The sequence below is a fragment of the Streptomyces sp. WAC00040 genome, from assembly GCF_056835925.1.
Genome location: NZ_JAKQZE010000005.1, coordinates 236,834 through 257,653 on the forward strand (window position 1 = coordinate 236,834; position 20,820 = coordinate 257,653).

At 66.7% G+C, this 20,820-nt stretch carries 20 protein-coding genes and 4 pseudogenes; 9 read left to right on the forward strand and 15 right to left on the reverse strand.

What is annotated here, in order from left to right:
• The first annotated feature begins 64 nt into the window (after positions 1–64).
• Positions 65–427 (forward strand): winged helix-turn-helix domain-containing protein, encoded by a 363-nt coding sequence (locus MDN94_RS36135; protein ID WP_482730028.1) that lies wholly within the window; start codon positions 65–67, stop codon positions 425–427.
• A complete protein-coding gene (locus MDN94_RS36140; protein WP_482730029.1) occupies positions 424–1,014 on the forward strand; it encodes an IS630 family transposase in 591 nt (196 codons plus the stop codon). The genes MDN94_RS36135 and MDN94_RS36140 overlap by 4 nt, the downstream gene beginning before the upstream one ends.
• A gap of 8 nt (positions 1,015–1,022) precedes the next feature.
• Here the strand turns inward: MDN94_RS36140 and MDN94_RS36145 are convergent.
• The 3 genes and pseudogenes from MDN94_RS36145 to MDN94_RS36155 form a co-directional block, all read right to left on the reverse strand.
• Positions 1,023–1,835: pseudogene (locus MDN94_RS36145) on the reverse strand (IS5 family transposase).
• A 169-nt stretch (positions 1,836–2,004) separates the two neighbouring features.
• Positions 2,005–2,293: pseudogene (locus MDN94_RS36150) on the reverse strand (ISAzo13 family transposase); the annotation flags it as partial.
• A gap of 247 nt (positions 2,294–2,540) precedes the next feature.
• Complete coding sequence (locus MDN94_RS36155) at positions 2,541–4,010, reverse strand: S53 family peptidase (protein WP_482730030.1); 1,470 nt, start codon at positions 4,008–4,010, stop codon at positions 2,541–2,543.
• A 320-nt stretch (positions 4,011–4,330) separates the two neighbouring features.
• Between MDN94_RS36155 and MDN94_RS36160 the strand changes: the two genes are divergently transcribed.
• Positions 4,331–4,915, forward strand: coding sequence for a helix-turn-helix domain-containing protein (locus tag MDN94_RS36160; RefSeq protein ID WP_482730031.1), 585 nt, complete (start codon positions 4,331–4,333; stop codon positions 4,913–4,915).
• 690 nt (positions 4,916–5,605) lie between these two features.
• On the opposite strand, the pseudogene MDN94_RS36165 reads toward MDN94_RS36160, so the two are convergent.
• Positions 5,606–5,867: pseudogene (locus MDN94_RS36165) on the reverse strand (transposase); the annotation flags it as partial.
• Positions 5,868–5,898: 31 nt separating this feature from the next.
• Between MDN94_RS36165 and MDN94_RS36170 the strand changes: the two are divergent.
• From MDN94_RS36170 to MDN94_RS36185, 4 genes are all read left to right on the forward strand, one after another.
• Positions 5,899–6,030, forward strand: coding sequence for a hypothetical protein (locus MDN94_RS36170; protein WP_482730032.1), 132 nt, complete (start codon positions 5,899–5,901; stop codon positions 6,028–6,030).
• A gap of 811 nt (positions 6,031–6,841) precedes the next feature.
• Positions 6,842–7,036 carry a hypothetical protein gene (locus MDN94_RS36175; protein WP_482730033.1) on the forward strand — a complete coding sequence of 65 codons (195 nt, stop codon included), beginning with the start codon at positions 6,842–6,844 and terminating at the stop codon, positions 7,034–7,036.
• A gap of 50 nt (positions 7,037–7,086) precedes the next feature.
• On the forward strand, positions 7,087–7,416 hold the full coding sequence (locus MDN94_RS36180; RefSeq protein WP_482730034.1) for a hypothetical protein: 330 nt from the start codon (positions 7,087–7,089) through the stop codon (positions 7,414–7,416).
• A gap of 139 nt (positions 7,417–7,555) precedes the next feature.
• A complete protein-coding gene (locus MDN94_RS36185; protein ID WP_482730035.1) occupies positions 7,556–7,744 on the forward strand; it encodes a SpoIIE family protein phosphatase in 189 nt (62 codons plus the stop codon).
• 767 nt (positions 7,745–8,511) lie between these two features.
• Here the strand turns inward: MDN94_RS36185 and MDN94_RS36190 are convergent.
• Positions 8,512–9,219 carry a hypothetical protein gene (locus MDN94_RS36190; protein ID WP_482730036.1) on the reverse strand — a complete coding sequence of 236 codons (708 nt, stop codon included), beginning with the start codon at positions 9,217–9,219 and terminating at the stop codon, positions 8,512–8,514.
• 449 nt (positions 9,220–9,668) lie between these two features.
• Here MDN94_RS36190 and MDN94_RS36195 point away from each other — a divergent pair.
• A pseudogene (locus MDN94_RS36195) lies at positions 9,669–10,043 on the forward strand (transposase); the annotation flags it as partial.
• A gap of 161 nt (positions 10,044–10,204) precedes the next feature.
• Here the strand turns inward: MDN94_RS36195 and MDN94_RS36200 are convergent.
• On the reverse strand, positions 10,205–11,137 hold the full coding sequence (locus MDN94_RS36200; protein WP_482730037.1) for a transposase: 933 nt from the start codon (positions 11,135–11,137) through the stop codon (positions 10,205–10,207).
• Positions 11,138–11,349: 212 nt separating this feature from the next.
• Between MDN94_RS36200 and MDN94_RS36205 the strand changes: the two genes are divergently transcribed.
• Positions 11,350–11,796, forward strand: a complete 447-nt coding sequence (locus MDN94_RS36205) for an IS5 family transposase (RefSeq protein ID WP_482730038.1) — start codon at positions 11,350–11,352, stop codon at positions 11,794–11,796.
• Positions 11,797–11,942: 146 nt separating this feature from the next.
• Here MDN94_RS36205 and MDN94_RS36210 read toward each other — a convergent pair whose 3' ends face one another.
• From MDN94_RS36210 to MDN94_RS36250, 9 genes are all read right to left on the reverse strand, one after another.
• Positions 11,943–12,758 (reverse strand): prepilin peptidase, encoded by an 816-nt coding sequence (locus MDN94_RS36210; protein WP_482730039.1) that lies wholly within the window; start codon positions 12,756–12,758, stop codon positions 11,943–11,945.
• The gene (locus tag MDN94_RS36215; RefSeq protein ID WP_482730040.1) at positions 12,671–13,927 is read right to left on the reverse strand and encodes a cytochrome P450; all 1,257 of its coding nucleotides are present in this window, start codon (positions 13,925–13,927) and stop codon (positions 12,671–12,673) included. Before MDN94_RS36215 ends, MDN94_RS36210 begins: the two co-directional genes overlap by 88 nt.
• On the reverse strand, positions 13,924–14,523 hold the full coding sequence (locus MDN94_RS36220) for a GTP-binding protein (protein ID WP_482730041.1): 600 nt from the start codon (positions 14,521–14,523) through the stop codon (positions 13,924–13,926). Before MDN94_RS36220 ends, MDN94_RS36215 begins: the two co-directional genes overlap by 4 nt.
• Positions 14,498–14,854: a DUF742 domain-containing protein gene (locus MDN94_RS36225; protein WP_482730042.1), complete on the reverse strand. Its 357-nt coding sequence runs from the start codon at positions 14,852–14,854 to the stop codon at positions 14,498–14,500. Before MDN94_RS36225 ends, MDN94_RS36220 begins: the two co-directional genes overlap by 26 nt.
• Positions 14,851–15,282 carry a roadblock/LC7 domain-containing protein gene (locus tag MDN94_RS36230; protein WP_482730043.1) on the reverse strand — a complete coding sequence of 144 codons (432 nt, stop codon included), beginning with the start codon at positions 15,280–15,282 and terminating at the stop codon, positions 14,851–14,853. The genes MDN94_RS36225 and MDN94_RS36230 overlap by 4 nt, the downstream gene beginning before the upstream one ends.
• Positions 15,279–16,400 carry an ATP-binding protein gene (locus MDN94_RS36235; protein ID WP_482730044.1) on the reverse strand — a complete coding sequence of 374 codons (1,122 nt, stop codon included), beginning with the start codon at positions 16,398–16,400 and terminating at the stop codon, positions 15,279–15,281. The genes MDN94_RS36230 and MDN94_RS36235 overlap by 4 nt, the downstream gene beginning before the upstream one ends.
• 270 nt (positions 16,401–16,670) lie before the next feature.
• A complete protein-coding gene (locus MDN94_RS36240; protein ID WP_482730045.1) occupies positions 16,671–17,099 on the reverse strand; it encodes an ATP-binding protein in 429 nt (142 codons plus the stop codon).
• 287 nt (positions 17,100–17,386) lie between these two features.
• Entirely contained in the window at positions 17,387–17,521 is a 135-nt protein-coding gene (locus tag MDN94_RS36245; RefSeq protein ID WP_482730046.1) for a hypothetical protein, read from the reverse strand.
• Between the two features lie 319 nt (positions 17,522–17,840).
• On the reverse strand, positions 17,841–20,735 hold the full coding sequence (locus MDN94_RS36250) for a helix-turn-helix transcriptional regulator (RefSeq protein WP_482730047.1): 2,895 nt from the start codon (positions 20,733–20,735) through the stop codon (positions 17,841–17,843).
• Between the last annotated feature and the right edge of the window lie 85 nt (positions 20,736–20,820).

The following is a 20,820-nucleotide window of genomic DNA, read 5'->3' on the forward strand; positions in this document are numbered from 1 at the left end:
GAGCGTCACCGGCGCACGGTGGCACACCCCAGGATCACGGAAATCTTGCCAGGGCCACGTTCACATGTACGCCGACAGTTGGCGTCGGGTGTGGGAGGAAGGGGGTGCTTCGGCCCTGCGGCGGCGTGCGGCCACCGGTCGCCCGCCCAAGCTCGACGACGCCCAGGTCGAGATGGTCCGGGCCGCTCTGGAGCAAGGCGCTCAAGCCCATGGCTTCGAAGCCGATCCGTGGACCCTGGAGCGAGTCGGCGAGGTCGTTGCCAGGGTGACAGGGGTGGTGTTGTCGAGGGCGTCTGTGTGGCGGCTGCTGACCGGTAGGCTCGGATGGAGTCTGCAGCGGCCCGAGCGGCGGGCGGTTGAGCGGGACGAGTCGGAGATCGCCCGTTGGATCGCGCACGAGTGGCCGCGCATCAAAGAGGGGCCGTGAACACACGTGCCTGGATCGTCTTCCTCGACGAATCAGGCGTCTCCCTGCTCCCTCAGATCCGCCGCACCTACTCGCCCCGCGGCCGCACTCCGCTCCTGCGGCACCGTCTGAACTGGAAACGTGCCTCGATGGCCGCGGCTCTCGGCTACCACGCCACCGACCCCGAGCGTGGACCAAGGTTGTGCTTCCACCTCAAGCCCGGCAGCTACGACACCGCCGCACTCATCAAGGTCCTGGAGCAGGTGAAGCTGTTCTACCGCGGAGAGCGGGTGATCCTGGTCTGGGACGGGCTGTCCGCCCACTGGAGCCGGGCCATGCGAGCTTGGGTCGCCGAACAGGACTGGCTGACCCTGGAACGATTACCCGCCTACGCGCCCGAGCTGAACCCGGTAGAACTGCTGTGGTCCTCGCTGAAGAAGCGTGAACTCGCCAACCTCGCCGGCGATCACCTCGCCGATGTCGCCGACGCCACCGAACAAGGCATCCACCGCATCAACCACAACCTGCAACTGCCCTGGTCCTTTCTCACCCACACCGGCCTCACCCTCCACCCACCAACCCCACCGAACTCACGAAAAGATCAGTAGACCGTGTCCTACATGGTGAGATTGCGGAAGCGTTCGTAGCAGCAGATGGCAGCGGCGAGCCCGAGAAAGGCCAGGTAGTTGCCCGGGTGTCGTTCGTAGCGGTGGTTGAGGCGGCGGTAGCCGGTCAGCCACGACATCGTCCGCTCGATGACCCACCTGCGGCGACCGAGCCGTTCGCTGGACTCGATGCCCTTGCGGGCGATCCGGACGCCGATGCGCTTGCCCCACAGCCATTTCCGCAGGTGAGGGACGTATGCCTTGTCCGCATGCAGGCGTTGAGGCTTGGAATCAGTGGCGTGGGATTCGTGTCCCATGTGGAAATGGGACACCATCGGCTTCAGCGCCTGACTGTCGTGGGTGTTGGCTGCGGAGAGTCCGACGCGTAGGGGCAGTCCGTCCGCGTCGGACAGGACACACATCTTGGAACCGGGCTTACCCCGGTCCACGGGGCTCGGACCTGCAAGTTCGCCCCCTTTTTAGCGCGGACATGGGCCCAGTCGAGGACCGCGCGGGAAAGGTCGACCAGGCCCTGTTCGTCCAGAAGTTGGAGAACCCTCTGATGCAGCCCGGCCCCAGACCCCCGCACGGGACCAGATGACGAAGCGGCGGTGCACGGTCGACTTCGATGCCCCGAAGCACGGGGGCAACGCCCGCCAGGCGCAGCCGCTGACCAGCACGTAGATGATCGCGGCGAAGACCGCCTCATCATCGATGTTGGCGACCCCGCCGCCCTGCGGCCGCACGCGAGCCGGCGGCAACAACGGCCTGGCGATCTCCCACAGACCCTCCGGAACAATCCAACCCCACCGTCCACTCCCCATGCCCAGCACAACGGCCAACTGACCATGTAGGACACGGTCTTAGCAGGGCTCTGTTAGGTGGTGTCGTAGGGCTGCCATGGGGTGGGGTGTCGGCAGGTAGGTCAGGTACCAGTTAAGGCGGCCAGCAGGTGTTGGAGGAGACCCTAGGCCTGGTAGAGGGTCACGCCCTGGCGGGCCGGGCGCGGACCTGTAGGCTCCGCGCCCGTGGACGACGTACGACAGACAACCATCGCCTCCGGCCCAGGGGTTCCTCGCCGGCCTCCAGCTCGTCCGCGCCCTTGCGGACCGTCGTCTCGCTGACGTGGGCGTGCCACCCGCGCGACCGCCCGGATACCGCCGCGACCCGTGATCCGGGCTTCGGCCCCCATCATAAGCCGCCGCTGCCGTTCGTCGAGGTGTGGGAACAACACCTGAAACCGCACAGCGAGTTGACCGCGAACCTCGTCGGAGACGCTCATATCACAACAACGAGCCGCATCGCGGGAAGCAACACATTGATTCTCTGCGAGCCCTAACTCGTCGACGACGACGCCCCGATGTGCAAGTGTCTCCCGCGGTGGGAAACCCGACCTGCCCAGCCATCCAGATCTGGAAGGCCTCAATTTGCGTCAATCGAACTGTGGCATGCGCCATCAGTTCGATGGCGGGAAGCGCAGCATCGCCGTCTCCGACAGGCTGGGGACGGCGATGGGCGTGAGCCTGCAGTCAGGATCGGTCCTCATTGAACAGAGCGAGGCTCGTGGGTGAGCCAACACCGCTAGGGCCGTCCCACCCAGGTCCTGCGTTGCAGAGGATGGCGGGGGTGCAGGTGCCGTTGCTGCCGGTAGTGAGGTCGTTGACCGCCCATGGCCGCTCATAGAGGCGCTTGGCGGCTCCCGCAGGGTCCGGGGCGCCTCCCATTGCAAACATTGAGGCGACAACAGGTGCACCGAGGCTGGTGCCTCCAACTACATACCACCCAGGAGTACTCAGCAGGGGTGAGGTGGAGTAGACGGCCAGACCGCCATGGTTGGGGTCGCCAACCACCGCGATGTCCGCTGTCACACGCTTGCCGTTGCAGCCGGCAGCCAGGGACTGGGTTTGCTGCCAGGCCGGGGCCGCCAAGAAGCGGGAGCAGCCGCTGCCTCCGTTCCACGCAGCTGTCTCGGTCCAGCCGCGTTTGTTGTCCGCCGGGAAAAGGCTGGTCGAGCCTACGGCGACGACCTCGGCCGAGGCGGCAGGGTAGAGCGGTCCGGGAGCCCCGCAGTTGGGGTGGTTCGCGTACCCCCAGTCGCCGGTGCCTGCGGTCACCACACCTCCAGGGTTGTGAAACGCCGGGTCGGCGTTCCACTCTCCGTCGACCTCACACATACCCCAGCTGTTGCTGACGTACTTAGCGCCATGTTGGATCGCGTGGTAATTGGCGTCGAAGAGCGACCCTACATCCGAGACCTCAATGTCTGCCTCGACGAGCACGATCTTGCATTGTGCGCAGGCCGCGGAGACGGCCTGAGTATCGAGGGCCACTTCGATGGCTGTTCCGATGCTAGCGGTCGGCGCGGGCAGCGCGCTGCTGTCGTAGAACTTGTTGACCCTCTTGAAGCAGCCGTTGGCCGTGGTGCAGGGCGGGAGCCCGAATTGCTTGCGGTAGACCGCGAGATCGGACTCAGCATCTGGCACGTGGCCCCACGTGATGATGTGGACCGTCTGGCCGCTTCCGGCGTTGTACGGGAGCCTATAGGCGCTACGGAGTTGGAGCGGCGTAAGCCCGCTCCCCTCGAAGGACGGTGTCGCCAGTAGCCTCCCGCTGGCGTCTGTGCGTCCCCGGACGTCACACGTCGGCATGTTCTTTGATGGGGCGCGGCAGATCTGTTTCTGGTGTGCCTTTTCAGGTTGGGGAGCCGGGGCGATCTTGGGCTCGGCAGGCCTGGACGCCTGCGAAGGTGGGCTGGGCTCGGGAGTCGCCTGGGCAAGCGGCATCAGGAGAAGGGTTCCGATGGTGAGAAGGACGACTGTGATCCTTCTTCGGATGGTGAGGATGTGCATGTGCTTCTCCCGAAGGAGGCGGAGGGATTGGTCTGTTCGCCATCCTTTGATGACGGTGCCAGGAAGTCCCGAGAGAGGTGTCAATGCGTGCAGGAACCGGAAGACTCGTCGAAGCGGAGGCTTGCCGTAGAGGCTTGTTCCGGAGAGCATTTACCGATGTGCTGGCACTTTCACCCGTGACGGGCGAGTAGGTACTCGAAGTAAAGCGCCAGGTCATTTGGCACGCATGAGCACGGGGACCCATTAGTCGGATAATAAATTCGGCTCGTTCCCCTCCAGGAGCCTTTTAAGGCCCGTGTCAGCGCCAGGTGGCATAGCGGGGAGCGTCAATAGTGTCGAGTAGCACGTGCTTGACGGAGACGCCGTGTAAGCGGTTCGCTACTTGCATGCCTCGCGATATTGCCCCGGCACGTCTTGCGAGGCTGCGGATCATCTAGTGACCTGGGCCGGAGATTCGTCGTTGGTTCGGTATGAGTCGTCCGGGTCCGAAGATTCCGCCGTTGTCGGTCACTGATGCCCAGCGTGCTGTGCTGGAGGGTTGGGTGCGTCGCCGCACGACGGCCCAGGCTCTGGCCCTGCGCTCCAGGATCGTGCTTGAGTTCGTGGAGGGGCACTCGATCATGGAGGTGTCTCGTCGGCTGGGTGTCACTGCGGACACGGTCCGCACTTGGCGGCGGCGTTTCCTCGAACGGGGCCTGGACGGCTTGTCCGATGAGCCGCGGCCCGGTGTCCCGCGGAAGATCACCGACGCGGACGTCGAGCGCGTCATCGTGAAGACGCTCGAGGAGAAGCCGAAGAACGCCTCCCACTGGTCGACCCGGTCGATGGCCGCGGCCACCGGCATGTCGCAGTCGGCGATCTCCAGGATCTGGCGGGCGTTCGCCCTGGCCCCGCACCGGTCGCAGAGCGCCAAACAGCAGAAAGCAGCAAGGCCGACATCCGTACGGCGTCCGACCATCCGGCCCGCATCGGTTCGGGCACCAGCATCCGAGCCAGCAGCAGCGCGGCAGCCACGGCCTTCGTTCCGGCCGGCCGCAGGATCGCTGTGCAGATGATGCGGGAGGCGACATCCACCGCAATGGTCAGCTCGACGCGTCCCATGACGCCGTCGTCCATGCCGGCCAGCACGTCCAGCGGAGTGGTGTCGATCTGCACCACCTCGCCGGCCCAGGCGGCCAGCGTCGCGGTAAACGGTGCCTCCGGCCGCCCGGCCAGAGAGCGCCGGGTCGTAGCCGCACCGAAGCTGTGGCGCCCTTCGGAAAGCGACTTGAGCAGCCGGAAGTACGTTGCCCGCGACGGCAGCGTGACCGCGCCTTTCCCATGCCATTCGGCGACGAGTTTCTCGGCTTGCTGGATCACGCGGGTGCGGGTCCCCCGTCGATGAATCTTCCTGGGTGATCAAGACCTACAGGACCGCCTCGACCAGCGCTCGCCCACCCGGCCGGTGCCCGGTGCCCTGGTAGGCCTTGTCGGCTGCGAGGCCGGGTTTGTGCGCGGCCTGCCTGGACCGCGCCGCGGGACGCGGATCTTGGCCACTACCGCCTGGAACGGGGTGCAGTCCGCCCGCTGCCCGCCGGTGATGACGAGGGACAGTGGGCGGCAGCGGCCGTCAGCACTCAGGTGGAGCTTGCTGGTGAACCCGCCCCGCGAGCGGCCCAGGCCCTCACTTCCAGCACCACCTCCATCAGGCGGGTGAGCAGGATCTGCCATGGCATTTCGCCCTGGTGTTCTGCTGGTTCGCCCCCTTTGAGGCCCTGGCCGGCGGTGGGTCGGTCCCGGCACCTGCTGCATGCTGATGCGCCCGCACGATGGTGGAGTCCACCGAGATGTCCCAGTTGATCTCGCCCGTGGCGTCGGCAGCGGCCTGGACCTGCTGCAGCAGACGCTCCCATGTGCCGTCGGCCGACCACAGGCGGTGGCGTTCATAGACCGTCTTTCACGGCCCGAACCGCTCCGGCGATCCCGCCACTGCACACCGGTCCGCACCCGGTGCAAGATCCCGTCGACCTTCATCAGCTGCGGAATCACCGTCGAGCGCGTGCTGACCGACAACGGCTCCTGCTACAAGTCCCACCTCCGAACCTACGGCGCCCTCCTGCATTACCTCACCGCCGCCCGTCCCAGCCGGCACACCCAGCGGCACGGATGTCTACCGCTGATCCTGTCGTGAACGGCCGTGCGGCTGGGGGAGTCAGCTGCTTGGGGACGTGCTCGGCCTCGCTGCGTACTTGCGCCGGAATGTCGCCGAGCTTCGCAGCGAGCCGGTCTTGGATCGGCGCTAGTGCCACAGGGTCAATCAATCCTTCCCGAGACACCCGCAAATGTGCTGCGGGACGACCATCACCGCCTAGGCGCCGCGAGGACGTCCGCAGCAGACACACCAGTCGTGGACCTGGACGCCCGCGAGCGAAGGCTTGAGGTCGCCGTACCAGAGGTGACGGCGTTGGCAGACGGTCTGCCTGTCAATCTCATCGGTTCGGAGAGGTGTGGTCCGCTCCGCCGTCTCGGCCGAGTTGGCATTGTGTTGGAGGCTGTGCAGGAGGCCCGCCGTGTGTCGGATGTCGGTCATGGTGTCACCTACCTTGGAAGGGCCGACCGGGTTGGGACGGCGAGCCCTTGGGAAGGGTCCGCCCACTTCCCAACCTGCGCTTCTTCGCGAGTGAGGACATCCGCCATCTGGCGCGTTCCCAGCGCGGTAGACGGTGTGGTGCTGGACCCCCTCCCGGGCAGGGCGGACGAGCTCTGTCATTTGCCCCGAACGGATCGCCGTACAGCCGAGCCCAGAGGTGGCATGACGCGACCGGCGTAATGAGTCCTCCGGCTGGTGGGCTGCGGCCCCTTGTCCCGTTGATCGTTGCCAGGCTTGCACCGTGGCCCGGTAAGCCGGCGGGAGCGAAGGGGAGCCATGGCAGAGGGCGCCGTTGACCGGTCGGAAAGCTTTGGTGAACGGCTGCTGGGCTTGCACTGGACCGGCTCAGCAGATGCCGCCGCAGCTCTTCGCTCCGCTGATCGCGGAGGAGGTGACCTGGATCGGCGGCCGCGATGTCTTCATCATGCTGCAGGTCTATGCGCAGGACCTGCTGGTGCCGCTTCCGGGCAGAAACTCATCGTCGACGACCCCGAACTCGTCGGTGAATACCTACAGGATGTGCCTTTCTGACGGCGGCGCCCGTTGAAACGCCAATTGCCGACGGCACGCGGATGTACCTGCCACTGCTGGACGGCCGTGACCAGGTGGGCGAAAGGCGCTGACTCTGGACATGTCGATGACAACGACCGGTGCCGCCTGCGCAAGCTGTCCAGCCTGGTCGCCGACATGGTGGTTGCCAAGCATGCCTACACCGACCAGTTCATCCAGGCCCGGCGCCGTGAACCGATGAGCGTGGCCGCGGAGATGCAGTGGTCCGTCCTGCCACCGCTGACGATGACCGTGCCGCAGGTACAGATCGCTGGGCTGCAGCCCGCTTACAGCGTGTCCCGGGACAGCTTCGACTACGCCCAGAACGGCAACTTCCTGCGCGTGGCCGTGATCGATGCGATGAGCCACGACCCTTGACGCCGCGAAGACGGCCACCGTCGCCGTCGGCGCCTACCGCCACGCCGTCGCGGCGAGGTGGCTCTGTCGGAGAAGTCCACGTTCATGGACCGGGCCGTCGCCCGGAGTTTAGGCCGGACCACTTCGTCACGCACAGCTCATGCACCTCAACATCGCCACCGGCCCCCTGGCGTGGGTCAACGTCGGCCACCCCGAACCCCTGCTGATCCGTGATGCCCGGGTCGAGCAGCCACTGCACAGCCCGTCCACCCTGCCGGTCGGCTTCGGCGGTGAACGCCCCCGGGCCAACGAACACATGCTCCAGCCCGGCGACCGGATGCTGTATTGAACCGGAGCGCGACGAGCACGGGCGAGTGTTCGGCGAGGACTGTCTTGTCGAGTGAGTCATTCGTGTGCGGCTGATGCGCGAAGGGGCGCGGGCAGCTGTGCGCCCGACTCTCCGACACGTTGAAGGAGGAACGCGGCGGGCGCACGAGCGACGACGCGACCCTCCTCCTGATCGAATGGCGCGGGGATGCGACCACCTCGCCGTCCTCGACTGAGGGTCCTGCGCCCCGTGTTTGCCATGGAAGACCAACCGCGCGGGTGGGTAGGTGTGTACCGCTGCCCTCGTCGTCCCTGGTGGAACCGCCCTCTGTGTACGCGTGTACCTGTGTACCGGTCCGTCCAGGTGACTTGTGCCGTGGCGGCCGGCCGACGGCGCGAGGGGAATGGGACAGTGGCTGGGTTAACTCCGAGCGCCTCGTTGGAGTTGCTGAGTGAGAGCCCCGAGGTGACGTTGGGCCTCGGGGGCTCTCGCTTGTCTGTGGTTTGTCGCACCGGAGCTCTGCCGGTCCGGATCAAGGGCACTGCTCGTTCTCCGGCCGGATGGTGGCGCTCCTGTTCTCCCGTCCTGCGGAATGGACCCGCATAGCTGACCTTCGGCGGGCTGATGCAGCACCGCCGCCTGGGGCGGGACTACGAAGCCCTACCTCAGAGATCCCGGAGGATGATCGACTGCGATGGCTAACAGATGTCCCGCGAGCTGACCGGAGAATTCGATGCTCCATGCTTAGCGGTCTGAATATGGATCAGGTGCTCTCTTAACCTTCTCCGTCAGTTGGCGGGGGCTTGGTAGAGGCCGCGGCCGGCGCGGTGGGCGCGGGAGGTGGCGACGAGGCGGTCGAGTGTGCTGCGTACGGTGTTGATGCTGCCCGTGGTGTTGTCACGACCGAGGGCTTGCGCGACGTCGCGGGCACGCAGCGGGGTGTCGGGTCGGCCGGCCAGCACGGCGATGACCTGATCGGTGAGCCCGCCGGCGTCCTGGGCCACGGCTCCGGCGGCAGCCGTCCGCTGAGCCGTCGCGGCCTGGGGCGCCTCGCCGCTGGCGGCCCTGTTCGTCCGGCGGCGCTTGGACGCCGGCTCGTCGGCCACCTTGGGCGCGGCCTTCCTGTGCGGAGTTGTGGCAGCCTTGCGCGGGGAGCGGCGCGGGCTCGCTGCCTTCTTCTGTGCAGGCACAGCAGTGTTGTTCGGCTGCAGAGCTTCGGCGGCCAGTGCTGGCACCTGGTCAGGTGTCGGGTCGTCGGCCGGTTCGGTGGGTGCTTCTTCCACATCTGCTTCTGTGGGCGCCGGGACTTCGGTTCGCGGCTGGGGGAGCATGGTGCCGGCCAAGGCATTGAGCGCGGTCAGGGCACCGCGCACTGACTCCAGCCGCTCGGTCACCTGCTCCAGTTCCTTCTGCAGCGCCTGTTGGTGCTCTTCCAGTTGAGGGAGTTCGGCCTGGAGCATGGCTGTGGTGGCGGCGATGCTGTGGTTGCTGGTCATGGTTCGCTCCCTGTGGGGTGGGGCTGTTGCTGAATGGTGTGGTTGTTGTTATGCAGGGTACGTCCGATGCAGTGGTTCGTGGGCACCGGGCTGTCGGACGGCCACAGTCGAGTGCGGCCTCGAGGGCCGGACCCGCTTGGCTGCTGGGGGGCGCTGCCACAGCCAGCCGTGCATGCGGCGGATTGGGGCGTCGGCCGGTGCCCTGGAAAGGCAGCCCGTTCGTCGGAAGCAGGAATGCAAGGTCCGTCGAGCGGCCGATCCGGGCCGCCGCCTCAGCCGAGCAGGGCTGGTGGGACGGCATCCTGCCCGACTGCTGGCTGCTGGCTGCTGGCTGCTGGCTGCTGGCTGCTGGCCGAGTGGCCAGAAGAGGCCCAGGCTCCCACCGACTACTGGCTTTCCAACCTGCCGGCCGACACCCCGGTCGTCGACCTGGTCCGTCTGGCCAAGATCCGGCCCAGGCCGCCGCCACCAAGCAGGAGGCCTTGTGGGACGGTGTCCTGCCCGAAGTGACGCTGCTGGCCGAATGGCCCGAAGGCGCCGAAGCACCCACCGACTACTGGCTGTCGAACCTGCTCGCCGGCACCCCGGTGGCCGAACTGGTCCGTCTGGCCAAGATCCGCTGGCGCATCGAGCACGACTACCGCGAACTCAAGCACGGCCTCGGCCTGGACCACTTCGAAGGACGTTCCTGGACGGGATGGCACCACCACGTCACCCTGGTCACCGCCGCCCACGCGTTCCTCACCGAACAGCGCCTGGCCCCAAAAGCCGATACAGCGGACTCACCCTCTACCAGATCCTCGACACCATCCAGGACCTGCTGAACTGCTGGACCGGAACCTGCACCACCTGCCACCGCCCCCTGCCCAGAACATCCCCCACCAGCCCGAACCCAAGAGCCAGAGCAACCTAACGGAGTCCTACTAGCTAACGAGCTCGTGCACGGTAGGCGGTGAGACGTCGCGAACTTCGGCGTGGCCTGGGTTCACGTCTGCCGTGTCGGCTTCAGGTCCACGGTCTGCTGGTGGGACAGCAGGCTGGCGATTGCTTGGATGGTGTCGCTCATATGCTCGCGGCGGCCGAGGTGGCGGGCCAGGGCCCGCCAGTTCTTCAGATGGGCGATGCCGTGCTCGACACGGATACGGCGTGAGGAGTGTGCCTTGCGCTGGTGTTCGTGCATCTCCTCGTACCAGTCCGGGGCGTTCTTCTTGAACTTGCGGTGCGGTGGTGTCACCACCCGTCCGCCGGTCTGAGCGCCCAGCCCCTGGTATCCGGCGTCGGCGAGGATCTCCACCGCCGGCCCGTCGGCCAGGAGCCTGACCAGCCCTAACTGGCGGGCTTGGGTGATGTCTGCGCAGCTCGCGGGCCGTGCTGGGCTGCACCACAGCACGCGGCCTTCGCCGTCCGTGACCACCATGGACTTGACGGCGTTCTGCTTGTTCTTGCCGGAGATGAACTTGTCGCGGTCCTTGTGTCCGGCGGCCGGGCGGCGAACCCGGATCTCGGTGCCGTCGACGATGCCGGTCGTCCCGCTCGAGCCGAGATGGTCGACGACCTCGGCCAGGGTCCGCAGCCGCACGTCGGGGCTGACGGTGCACCCTCGCTCGGCGAGCAGGGGCCGCACCTCACCGACGGCACGGGTGATGGTGGATCGGTCCACGCCGAACCAGCAGGCCAGCACGTCATGGGTGACCCCGTGGCGGAGATGGACGAGGGTGGCCAAGAGACGGTCGATGAACACCAGCCGGTGCTTCGCGCCCGCGCCCACGGCCCGCTTCCGCGGGCGAGCGGCAAGCCTCGCTTGGTGACGCTCCTGCCACAACGGGCCGATTTCCTCGACGAGTTCAGCAATCACTTTGGCAGTCAGACCCGTGATCCGCCGATTGCTGATGATCACCGCACGCGTCGCGTTCCCCACCACCTGACCATGATCAACCATCCAGGCTCGACGTCTCACCGCCAACCATGCACGAGCTCGTTAGTCAATCTGTCTGATAATTGATCTTGTGGTGGGTCGTGGTGAGCTGATTGATGCGCATGGAAGCGGATAGCGCCTCTGCTGCCGGGTGCTGATGGGCGGGGTCGGCCGTGGCGGGATCACCGGGAGGTCATCAACGAGGTGCGTGGCGGTTGCGGACCGGTGCTCCGTGGCGTGGCCTGCCGGAACGCTACGGGCCGTGGCAGACGGTCTATGAGCGGTTCGCTCGCTGGGAGGCGGCCGGGACCTGGGTCCGCCTGCTGGAGCAGATCCAGGTTCGGGACGACTCCGTTGGGGCGGTGGAGTGGACGGTGTCGGTCGACTCCACGATCAACCGCGCCCACCAGCACGCCGTCGGCGCCCGCAAAAGGGGCGGCGACGGGGGACGAACTGGAAGGTCCGGTACGCACGACGGCTGGCCAGGCGCTCGAGTCGTCCCGGGGCGGGCTGACCAGCAGGTCCATCTCGCCTGCGACGGCCGGGGCCTGCCCCTGGTTGTCGTCGTCACGCCCGGCAACGTCAACGACTCCACCGTCTTCGAAGCGGTCATGGGCGTCTCCCGGCAACGCCAGTTTCGCTCCGAGAAACCGAGTCGGTGACCTGCCTTCTCAAGAATTGCGGACAGATGCCCCAAGCAACGGACTCCGCCTCGCCGCGGTCAGAGATCAAGACCTGCATTACGGCTGTGGGCAGCGCTCGCTACCATGCGCCATGAGTGCCTGTGGCAAGTATCTGGCGCCGGCGCTCACAGGGCGCCGATGGATACTCCCAACAGCGCGCCCAGCAACATGAAGGGGCCGAAGGCCAAGGTGGTGCGGCGCTCAACCCTGCCCAGGGCAACCAGAGCCAAGCCCGCCACCGCCCCCAGTAGAAACCCTGCGAACGCACCAAGAAACAGCACGTCCCATCCGTACCAGCCCAGAGCAAGCCCGAGCGTTGCCGCGAGCTTCACGTCACCGAAGCCCATCCCGGTCGGATTGAGTAGAAACATCATGAAGTAGAACGCACCCAGGCCGCCCGCGCCGAGAAGCGCACCGGCCCACGAACCTCCGCTGTTAGGCAACAGGCCGGCCAGGCCGAGGAGCACCGCCGCCCCGACCAGCGTCGGAAGGGTCACCACATCCGGCAGCCGCCGCACCGCCAAATCCGTTGCTGCCATCAGCACTCCGCATGGAACGAGCAAGAGCCACACCGCCAGTTCGGGCCGCGGGCCTACTGCGAAGACGAGGAGGGCGCTGGAGACGACGGTCGCCGTTCGGACGACGCGAGGTCCTGGTCCGTACGGTGTCCTGCAGACGCGGCAGCGACCGGGCCCGAGCCAGCCCAACACTCCTCGTCGCAGCGGGTGCCCGCGAGGACATGCACTGCGCCATGGATGTTCTGGCTCCACGGAGAGCCGATACGCGGCCCGGGGCAGCACATCAGCGATCAGGCCCGCGCAGGGCAATACGGCCGCGAGGAGCAGGTACACGCTCACGTCGCCTCGGGCCGAAGGCGCGCAGGGGGCGGAAAGCCGACGGGCAATGCGGTCAGCGCCCGGTGGAAAGGGCCTGGCCGCCACTCGAGTTCGTCGCCCGGTACAGCCAGCCGCGCATTCGGCAGGCGGTCAAGAAGGCGTTCGATAGCAGCCTCCGCGATCATCCGCGCCAGCGACCGAGCGGGGCATGCGTGAGGGCCGGCTCCCCAGGCCAGGTGCGCCCGGTTGCCTCCGCGCTGGCCGAATGACGCCAGGGCCGGATCGGTGTTGGCGGCGGCGAAAGAGATGAGTACCGGCTCTCCTTCCCTCAGCAGTGTCCCTTCGAGGTCGACGTCGTGGACGGGATACACGGGAGCGTAGTTGGCGAGGGGCGTGTCCTCGGTCCACAGAACCTCGTCCAAGGCATCGTGGACGGGCAGGCTGCCGCCCCCAAGATCGCCGGCAAATCGGTCGTCGATCAGCAGGAGTCGCAGGGCGTTGGCAATGAGATTCGTCTGCGGCTCGGTACCCGCTCCCATGACGACGACGAGCTCGTGCAACAGCTCCTCATCAGTCAGACCCGCTGGGTGGGCCATGAGCCAGGACGGGACGTCCTGACCGGGTTGGCTGCGCCGCAAGCTGATCAGCTCGCTCATGCACTGGACGACTTCCCCGTAGGCCTCGTCGACTTCCCTGCCGTCGAACAGCGCCGACATTCCGACGACCAGTCGGCCACCCACCTCTGCGGGGCAACCGAAGAGGTGATTCAGGACGAGCAGGGGCAGCGGGCGGGCGTAATCAGCGATCAGATCGGAATATCCGGAGTCGGCGAAACCATCGATGAGTATGTCGGCGGATCGCTGGGTGTAGGCACGCAACTCATAGGAATCCACACGGCCCAGGCTGTCGCCCACCGCACCGCGGAGCCGCCTGTGCTCCGCGCCGTCGGAGGAGAGGCTGTTGGGCTTCCATCGCAGCATTGGCACCACAGGGCTGTCCGAAGGTACTTCTCCGTTGGCCAGTGCCCTCCAGCGCCGCGCGTCCTTGGCGAACAGTTGCGGGTTGCGCAGCACATTCAGAGCGGCGTTGTAACTGGTGATCAGGGTGGCGTGAACGGACGGAGCAAGCTCGACAGGTGCCCCGTGACCGAAGCGGCGGAGCTGGGTGTAGATCCTGCCGGGATTGGCGGCGAAGTCCGGTCCGTGCAGCGGAACGCCGGCGGGACGTACTGGGCAGCCCGGTGGAGGCACACGGCCGGGAGGAAGGGCGGTCACGCAGGCTCCTCTTGGGGGATTTGGAGGTGTTCGACAAGGGCTATCAGGGCTTCGAGAGAGGACTGCTTGTCCCGTGCGTCGCAGCGGACCATGGGGGTTCCTGGGAGAAGGTCTAATGCCTTGCGTAGCGCCGCATCGTCGACGACGGTCGAGTCGGGGAAGCAGTTGACTGCGACAGCGTAGGGAACCGCGGCTTCCTCCAGACGCCCCATCACGTCGAAGGACTGCTCCAGACGACGGGTGTCGGCCAGAACTATCGCGCCGAGGGCGCCGTAAGTGAGGTCACGCCACAGGTTCTGGAAGCGTTCCTGCCCCGGCGCCCCGAACAGGTACATCGCCAGGTGCTCGCTCAGCGTGAGACGGCCAAAGTCCATGGCAACGGTTGTGGTGGTTTTGTCCCCCATGCCGGCGAGGTCGTCGACCGCGACGCCTGCCTGGGTCATGACCGCCTCGGTGCGCAGTGGCTTGATCTCGGAAAGAGTGCCCACCATGGTGGTCTTGCCGACTCCGAACGGGCCTGCAACAACAATCTTGACAACCTGCTGCACACTGTCGGGCAGATAGACGGCCTCACCGTCGAAGCGCGCGGAGCCCACTGAGCACCTCCTGCAGAATGTTGATGTCGGGAGCCTCGGCCTTGGGGATCGGGGCACGGGTCGTCAGATGACCTGTATCGACCAGATCGGCGATCACTACCTTGGCAACACTGACCGGCAACCCCACGTACACAGCGATGTCTGCGACCGTCAGCGCACCACCACGGCAGAGAACCACCACGTCACGCTGTTCTGGAGCGAGCATGCCCAACGACTGCTCCACGGTGGCACGCACCAGCGTGACAAGGTCCAGGGTGTTGCGGCTGGGAAAGGCGCGCCCCCCGGTCACTACATACGGGCGCACCAGGCCATCCCGTGCGCGCCCAGTCATGTCCGGCTGCCCAGATCACGTCTTACCGGACTGGTCATCGTGCGCCCGAGGCGGTCGACCAACTTGTGCATGCGTCCAGCAAGCAGTTCCAGGTCCGTCGTATCAGTGGCCGAGACCGCCAGGTAGGAGCCCTCGGCAGCAGTGATGACGAGAACGTATGCGTCATCGAACTCGATCAGTGTTTGCCGCCACGGCAGGGCCGGATCGCCCTCGTCGCGGCCGTAGAACCCGGCCGTGCTCCGGCTGATCGCCACCACTGCGGACAATGCGGCTGCCTGTCGTTCTGCCTGATCCCTGCCGATTCCCGCGGAGCGGGCCCGGAGAAACCCATCCCGGCTGAGCAGGACGGCGTGAAGAGCCCCTGGCATCTGCAGCGCCTCGTCCAACATCCAGTCGAGCGAGCCGTCGTAGTACATCGTCAAGGTCATGGCTGGGACTTCCCTTCGGGGTGGGGCGGAGCGGAGTCCCGACCTGTCCGGCTCCCACGCTGGAACGCACCCAGGTCGGCGGCCGCGTCGTGCTCAGACCTGCGCGGTGCGGACGACGGGGCATCTGGGGTGGAAGGAAGGTCGGCAGTCGGCTGCCGGCGTTGGCGCTGAGGCAGCGTCGTCGAGGCCGGCGGCTGTGCCGGCTGGTGCGGAGACTGCGGCGGAAGGAATTGGCGTACAGCCATATCCTGCTCCCCGGCAGGAGCGACGGGGATGCCGGCCTGATCGTCCGGTCGGCCGAGCAGAGCGGCTGGAAGATGCACCACTGCCCTCACACCTCCATACGGTGAGTGTTGGCCCACATCCACGCGGAATCCGTATCGCGCGGCCAACACTCCGACCGCCGCGAAACCGAACTGCGGAGGGTCGCCCAGGCACGTAACGTCCAGACGCCGTCGCCCCATGAGTAGTTGGGTCGCCGAACGGATCTCTTCTTCGTGCATGCCGATCCCGGCATCATCGATGACAATCGAAACGCCCTGGTGGGCGGGGCGGATTTCCACTTCCACCTCGGTGCCTGGTTGTGAGTGGCGCGCCGCGTTGTCCATGAGTTCGGCGACCGCCAAAACCACCGGCTCGACGGCCTCGCTAGCCACGGCGACATCGGTCCGGCAATTGACCCGGATGCGCCCGTAGTCGCGGATCCGGGACGTCGCTCCGCGCACCACCTGCAGGACGGGAGAGGCGTCCCGCTGCCGTCCCGGCCACGACCCGCACAAGACGGCAATCACTTGCGCTCGACGACCGAACTGCGCGTTTGTATGGTCGATCCGCAGCAGCCCGGCAAGCACTTCGGGGGCGTGATGCTGGTCCTGCATCGCTGAGATCGCCAACTGCTGCTCACTGGCCAGCCCTTGGAGGCTCTTCACGGTGGCCATCAACGAAGCTCGTGCTGCCTGTTCGGCACGGGCCCGCGCCGTGTCCAGGGAATTTGCAAACTCTGACATCACCATGACATGGCACTTGGCTAGGTCCGACGCCGACAGCCGATCGTCGACGAATCCCGGCACCTGAACCGCCGGGTCGTAGACGGACCGTGCCTGCGCGGGGAGTCGCACAGCAGCCAGGTGCCACAGAGCCTCGGAGTGCGTGGCGAGTTCTCGCTGAAGCGCTGACCTCCGTGCAAACTCGGAGTTGGCTCTGCGCCGGAATCGAACCGCCAGAACGGCTGTGGCCAATGTGCAAAGGACCAGGCACCAGGAGACCAACGAAGGAAGATATTGCGCCATCAGGTCCTCGAAGTAGGAATGGGTAAGAGTCCTCAGGGCATGACATGCGCCACGCATGCGGCGGAGCACGCGCCCGGGCCTCCGGCCGGCAGAGGCCCTTCACTGGTTATGACGAACGGTGCCTGTCCCAGGGTTCAAACTGTTGCGGAGCTCCGGGCTTCGTCGGCCCGGCTCTGCGGTGACCGGCCAAAGCGTGCGCTTCGTGAGCGCTGCAGGTAGGTGCGCCCAGACGGCCTTCGTGCCATCTGCTCGGCGTTCGGTCGTTGTCCGCCCGCCTACTTCGAGCAGCAGGCTCCGGACGATGGCCATCCCGCGGCCATGCGTGGCGTCGGGCGGCGCGCTCGGGGCATGGGGGCAGTCTGGGTCGTTGTCTCGAATTCCGACTTTCAGCAGGCCACTGGGGTCGCTCTGAACCATAACGCCGATGCTGTGGGTCGATTGACTGGCGTGGTGAACGGCGTTGGTGATGAGTCCTGAGGCCACCACCGGGACCGTGAATGCAAGGTCCCTGGCGGGCGAGAGCCCCATGTGCACAGGACCTCAAGCACGGCGCGACGAGCGGAGGGGACGGCTTTAGCCGCGGAGGGCATGGTGAAACGGTGCTCCCTCGTCTCCTTGGCCCCGGCTCCCTGGACGGCTACTGCGGACTGCGCCGCTGTTGACGGGGCGGATATCGATCGGGTACCGGTGACCGGCGCGGCGTCGGATTGCGCAGTGGTGGCGATGGGCATGATCAGGCCCTGCAAGAAGGGGAGCTGCCGGCTTAGGGGCCGCAGATCCGAGGAGTGGGTGGGCGTTACTTGCGCCAGAAGGGGTCAAAGGTCCAGGACGAAGGCGGCGGCGCGGGTGGCCGCGCAGGGCCAAGGCTCGCCGCAGCGGATGCAGTCGGTTTCGGCCGACTTATGGGCGGCGAGCGTTTCCGCGGCCGCACGGTGATAGCGCTCGATCATCTGATCAAGTGCGACTGGGAGCGGCTCAGCGTCGGTCCCACGAGCGGCAATTGATGGTGACGACATGGAGATCACACCGCTTTCCGGCGAGGTTGCGTGTGTTGGTGGCCTCATGCGGGCTATTAGCAGCCCGGCCAGCTGCGATGTACTCCGGTCACGCTTCCCGAGGCCATATGTAAGTAATTACTTGACTCTTCGTGTTTAGCACTCACCCTCACGGGTGTCAACCGTCTATCGAACGTATGCACGACAGCACTGCGGCAGCGTTGTGAGGACGTCGTCCGGATGTTGTACGCCGTAGGGCCGGGCCGCCTCTATGTCAGGTATGCGGCATCGGGCTTGGACCGGATGCCCCTGCCCCCGGCTCACCATCCTCGCTGAGCGCCTTGGTGGCGATCTCCACACGAGAGCGCACACCGAGTTTGCGCAGGATGTGGGAAACGTGCGTCTGGACTGTCCGCCGGGAGAGAAACAGATCCAGGGCAATGTCCGGGTTCGACTTCCCCGCGGCGACCATCCGTGCGACCTGCAACTCCGTCGGGGACAACGCTTCCCAGCCGAAAGTTGGCCGCTTGCGCGAGCCACGTACGCCCCGGCGGATGCCGTACGGGCGCAGCCTGGTGTCGGCGCGGCGAAGGTCCCAGCCGCAGCCGAGCACCGTGTAGAGCTCTGCGGCCGCATTGAGGGCGACACGTGCTTCATGTGTCCTTCTCTGGAACGCGAGGAGACAGGCGGCGTCCTCAAGACTTTGCGCACGCTCGAAGGGCCTGCCCACGGCCTGGTAGTGGTCAGCGGCCTCCAGAAGTGGATCTGGATCCCATGCGATCATGCCGCGGCAGCGATTTGCCGCTGCCGCGGCACCTGGAACGGCCTCGTGGGCGGCCTCGGTCTCGCAGGCCCGCACGGCGGCTTGCGCAGTCGTGTCGTCCCCTAGCCCGACGGCGAGACGGACCAGGTCGGGCATCCACTGGTGGATGAGCGTCTGCCGACCATGGCTGTCAACCAGGAGAGGTACGAGCAGGTCGAAGGCTCGTCGCGTGTCGCCATCACGCTCGGCTTCCAGAGCCAGGGCTGCGGTGAGGAAGTCACGATTGTCCCGGTCAGCCAGTGTGACCGCGGCTCTTGCCAGGCCCGCCTCGAGGTGGCCGCGTGCCACATCTCGGTCGTCACGGTGTCCGGCGATCAACGCGGCGACACCACGACCGAGCAGGAGCGAGCCGTACTCCCGAAGGCCGTGTCGGGCCAACTCCGGCCCGTCGACGAGTGCGTCGAATGCGGCGAGGGCGTCGTCCCAACGGCCGACCCAGAAGAAGTGGACCGCCGTGGATACATACAGCATCGGCGGCGAAGGTTGCGCACCGTGTTCGGGCTCGGTGGCGGCGTCATGCAGGGTGGCTTCGGCGTCGGCGAGTCTGTCGAGGTTGTGCAGGATGAAGATTCGGCGGTCCAAGGCCCATGCCCGTAGGTCCCTGTGGTCAGCATCGCCACCCATGATCTCCAAAGCCAGGTCCACACGCTCCAGTGCTTTGGTGTGAGCGCGCCGCACCGAATCCATGACAGACAGCACACACAGCGCATAGCCGGTGCCGAACCGGTCCCTCCCCGATTCGGCGAGTGCGAGGGCTGTGTCCGCCAGCGCCACTGCGGCCTCGACGTTGCCCGTGTCGGCCCACATGAACATGGCCAGCAGTGACTGCAGTCTCGCCCGCCACACGGTCGGCGGCTCCGCCCGAAGTGCCTGCTCGGTGATTGCCAGCGCCTGCGCCCTGCTGCCAGCGCCGAAAAGTGCGCGGGCAAGGATCCAGCGCACCTCTGCCGCCAGCCCCGGGCTCCTGGCGTGGGCAAGCATCCGCCGTGCCTCGCCTTCGGCCTCTACGTCACGACCGAGTCCGAACAGAGCTTTCACCAGCGCTGCAGCGATGACATCCAACTGATCGGGGCTAGCACCCGCTTGGTGTTCAAGAATGCGCCGCAGCAACTGCACGGCAGTCTCCGGGGCCCGGCGCGTCAGCGCCACCGCATGTTGGGTGACCCACTCGAGAACCCATCGGTCGACCGTGGCGGATGCAGCGAGCAACTGCTCGGCGACACGCTCGGTGGGAGCACCGTTGGAGGCAAGCGCCTCTGCAGCCTGCCGGTGCAGCGCCGCCCGCAACGAGGACGGCATGCCGTCACTCAGCGCCTGCTGGATGAGGGGGTGCCGGAACCGCAGGAGCGACCCGACGTCGGTCAGCACGCCAGCGGCCCTGGCATATCGCAGGCCAGCAAGCAGGGAAGACGGAGGCCCCCCGAGCACGACGGACAGGTCGGCGACGGTGAACTCGTGGCCTAGAAGCGTCGCCCGCTGCAGCATCTCCAGTACGTCCGGAGGCAGGAACTCGAGGCGACGGGTGATGACTGCGGCGAGGGAGGCTGGCGCTCGGTCGGGGAACGGTGCCGGCCACTTGGTACGGACGGCGCCAGCCTCCCGCTCGTGCATGACGACGTCGACCATCTCGCGTACATACAACGGGTTCCCTGCCGCTTGGCTAGCGAGATCTCGCACCCGTGCCACCGGCCAGTCTCCCACGAGGCTGCTGACTAGCTCGGACACCTCCGCATCGGCCAACGGTCCCAGGGACACCAGAAGGGCGTCCCCGGTGAGGACGCTGCGCCTGAGCTGGTCCACCTGCTCTCGCTGCGGCACCGGACGGCATAGGGCAATCAACAACAGGGGCAGCTGCTCTACCGTCCGGGCCAGCCGATGCCAGACGAGAAGGCTCGCTTCGTCGGCCCACTGCATGTCGTCGACGACCATGATCAAAGGTGCACCGGCGCACAGTTCGTCCACCAGCGCCAGAAGCTCTTCCATGGCAGGCCATAGTGGGTCGGTGACGCCCATCATCGCCGCCTCCGAGCCGCTGCGCAGCAGCCTGGCGATGCGGCCCTTGCGGCCCTCGGACGAAGCGCGGGGGTGGATCCGAAGACAGTCGAGCACGACATTTAGGGGCGAGCGCTGGCTCAGTTCGTCCGCCGCCGCCCACGCTGTCTCGCAGCCGAGCGAGGCGGCATCGGCAAGTCCAGCGGCTACCAATGAGGTCTTGCCGATCCCTGGCTCGCCTTCCACCCAGACCGCCCGCCCCCGGCCCGTAGCCACGTTCCGCACCAGCTCGCGCAACCGGTGGACCTCCGCGGCGCGGCCTACGAAGGCGTCGGGCAGACCGTACTGTCCCATGCCTGAAGCCTAATGAGCGGCGGACCGAACCACTGCCCCGAGGGCCGTGAGGCTGCGGCACAGAGCTGCCGCCTGCCCAGCTGGC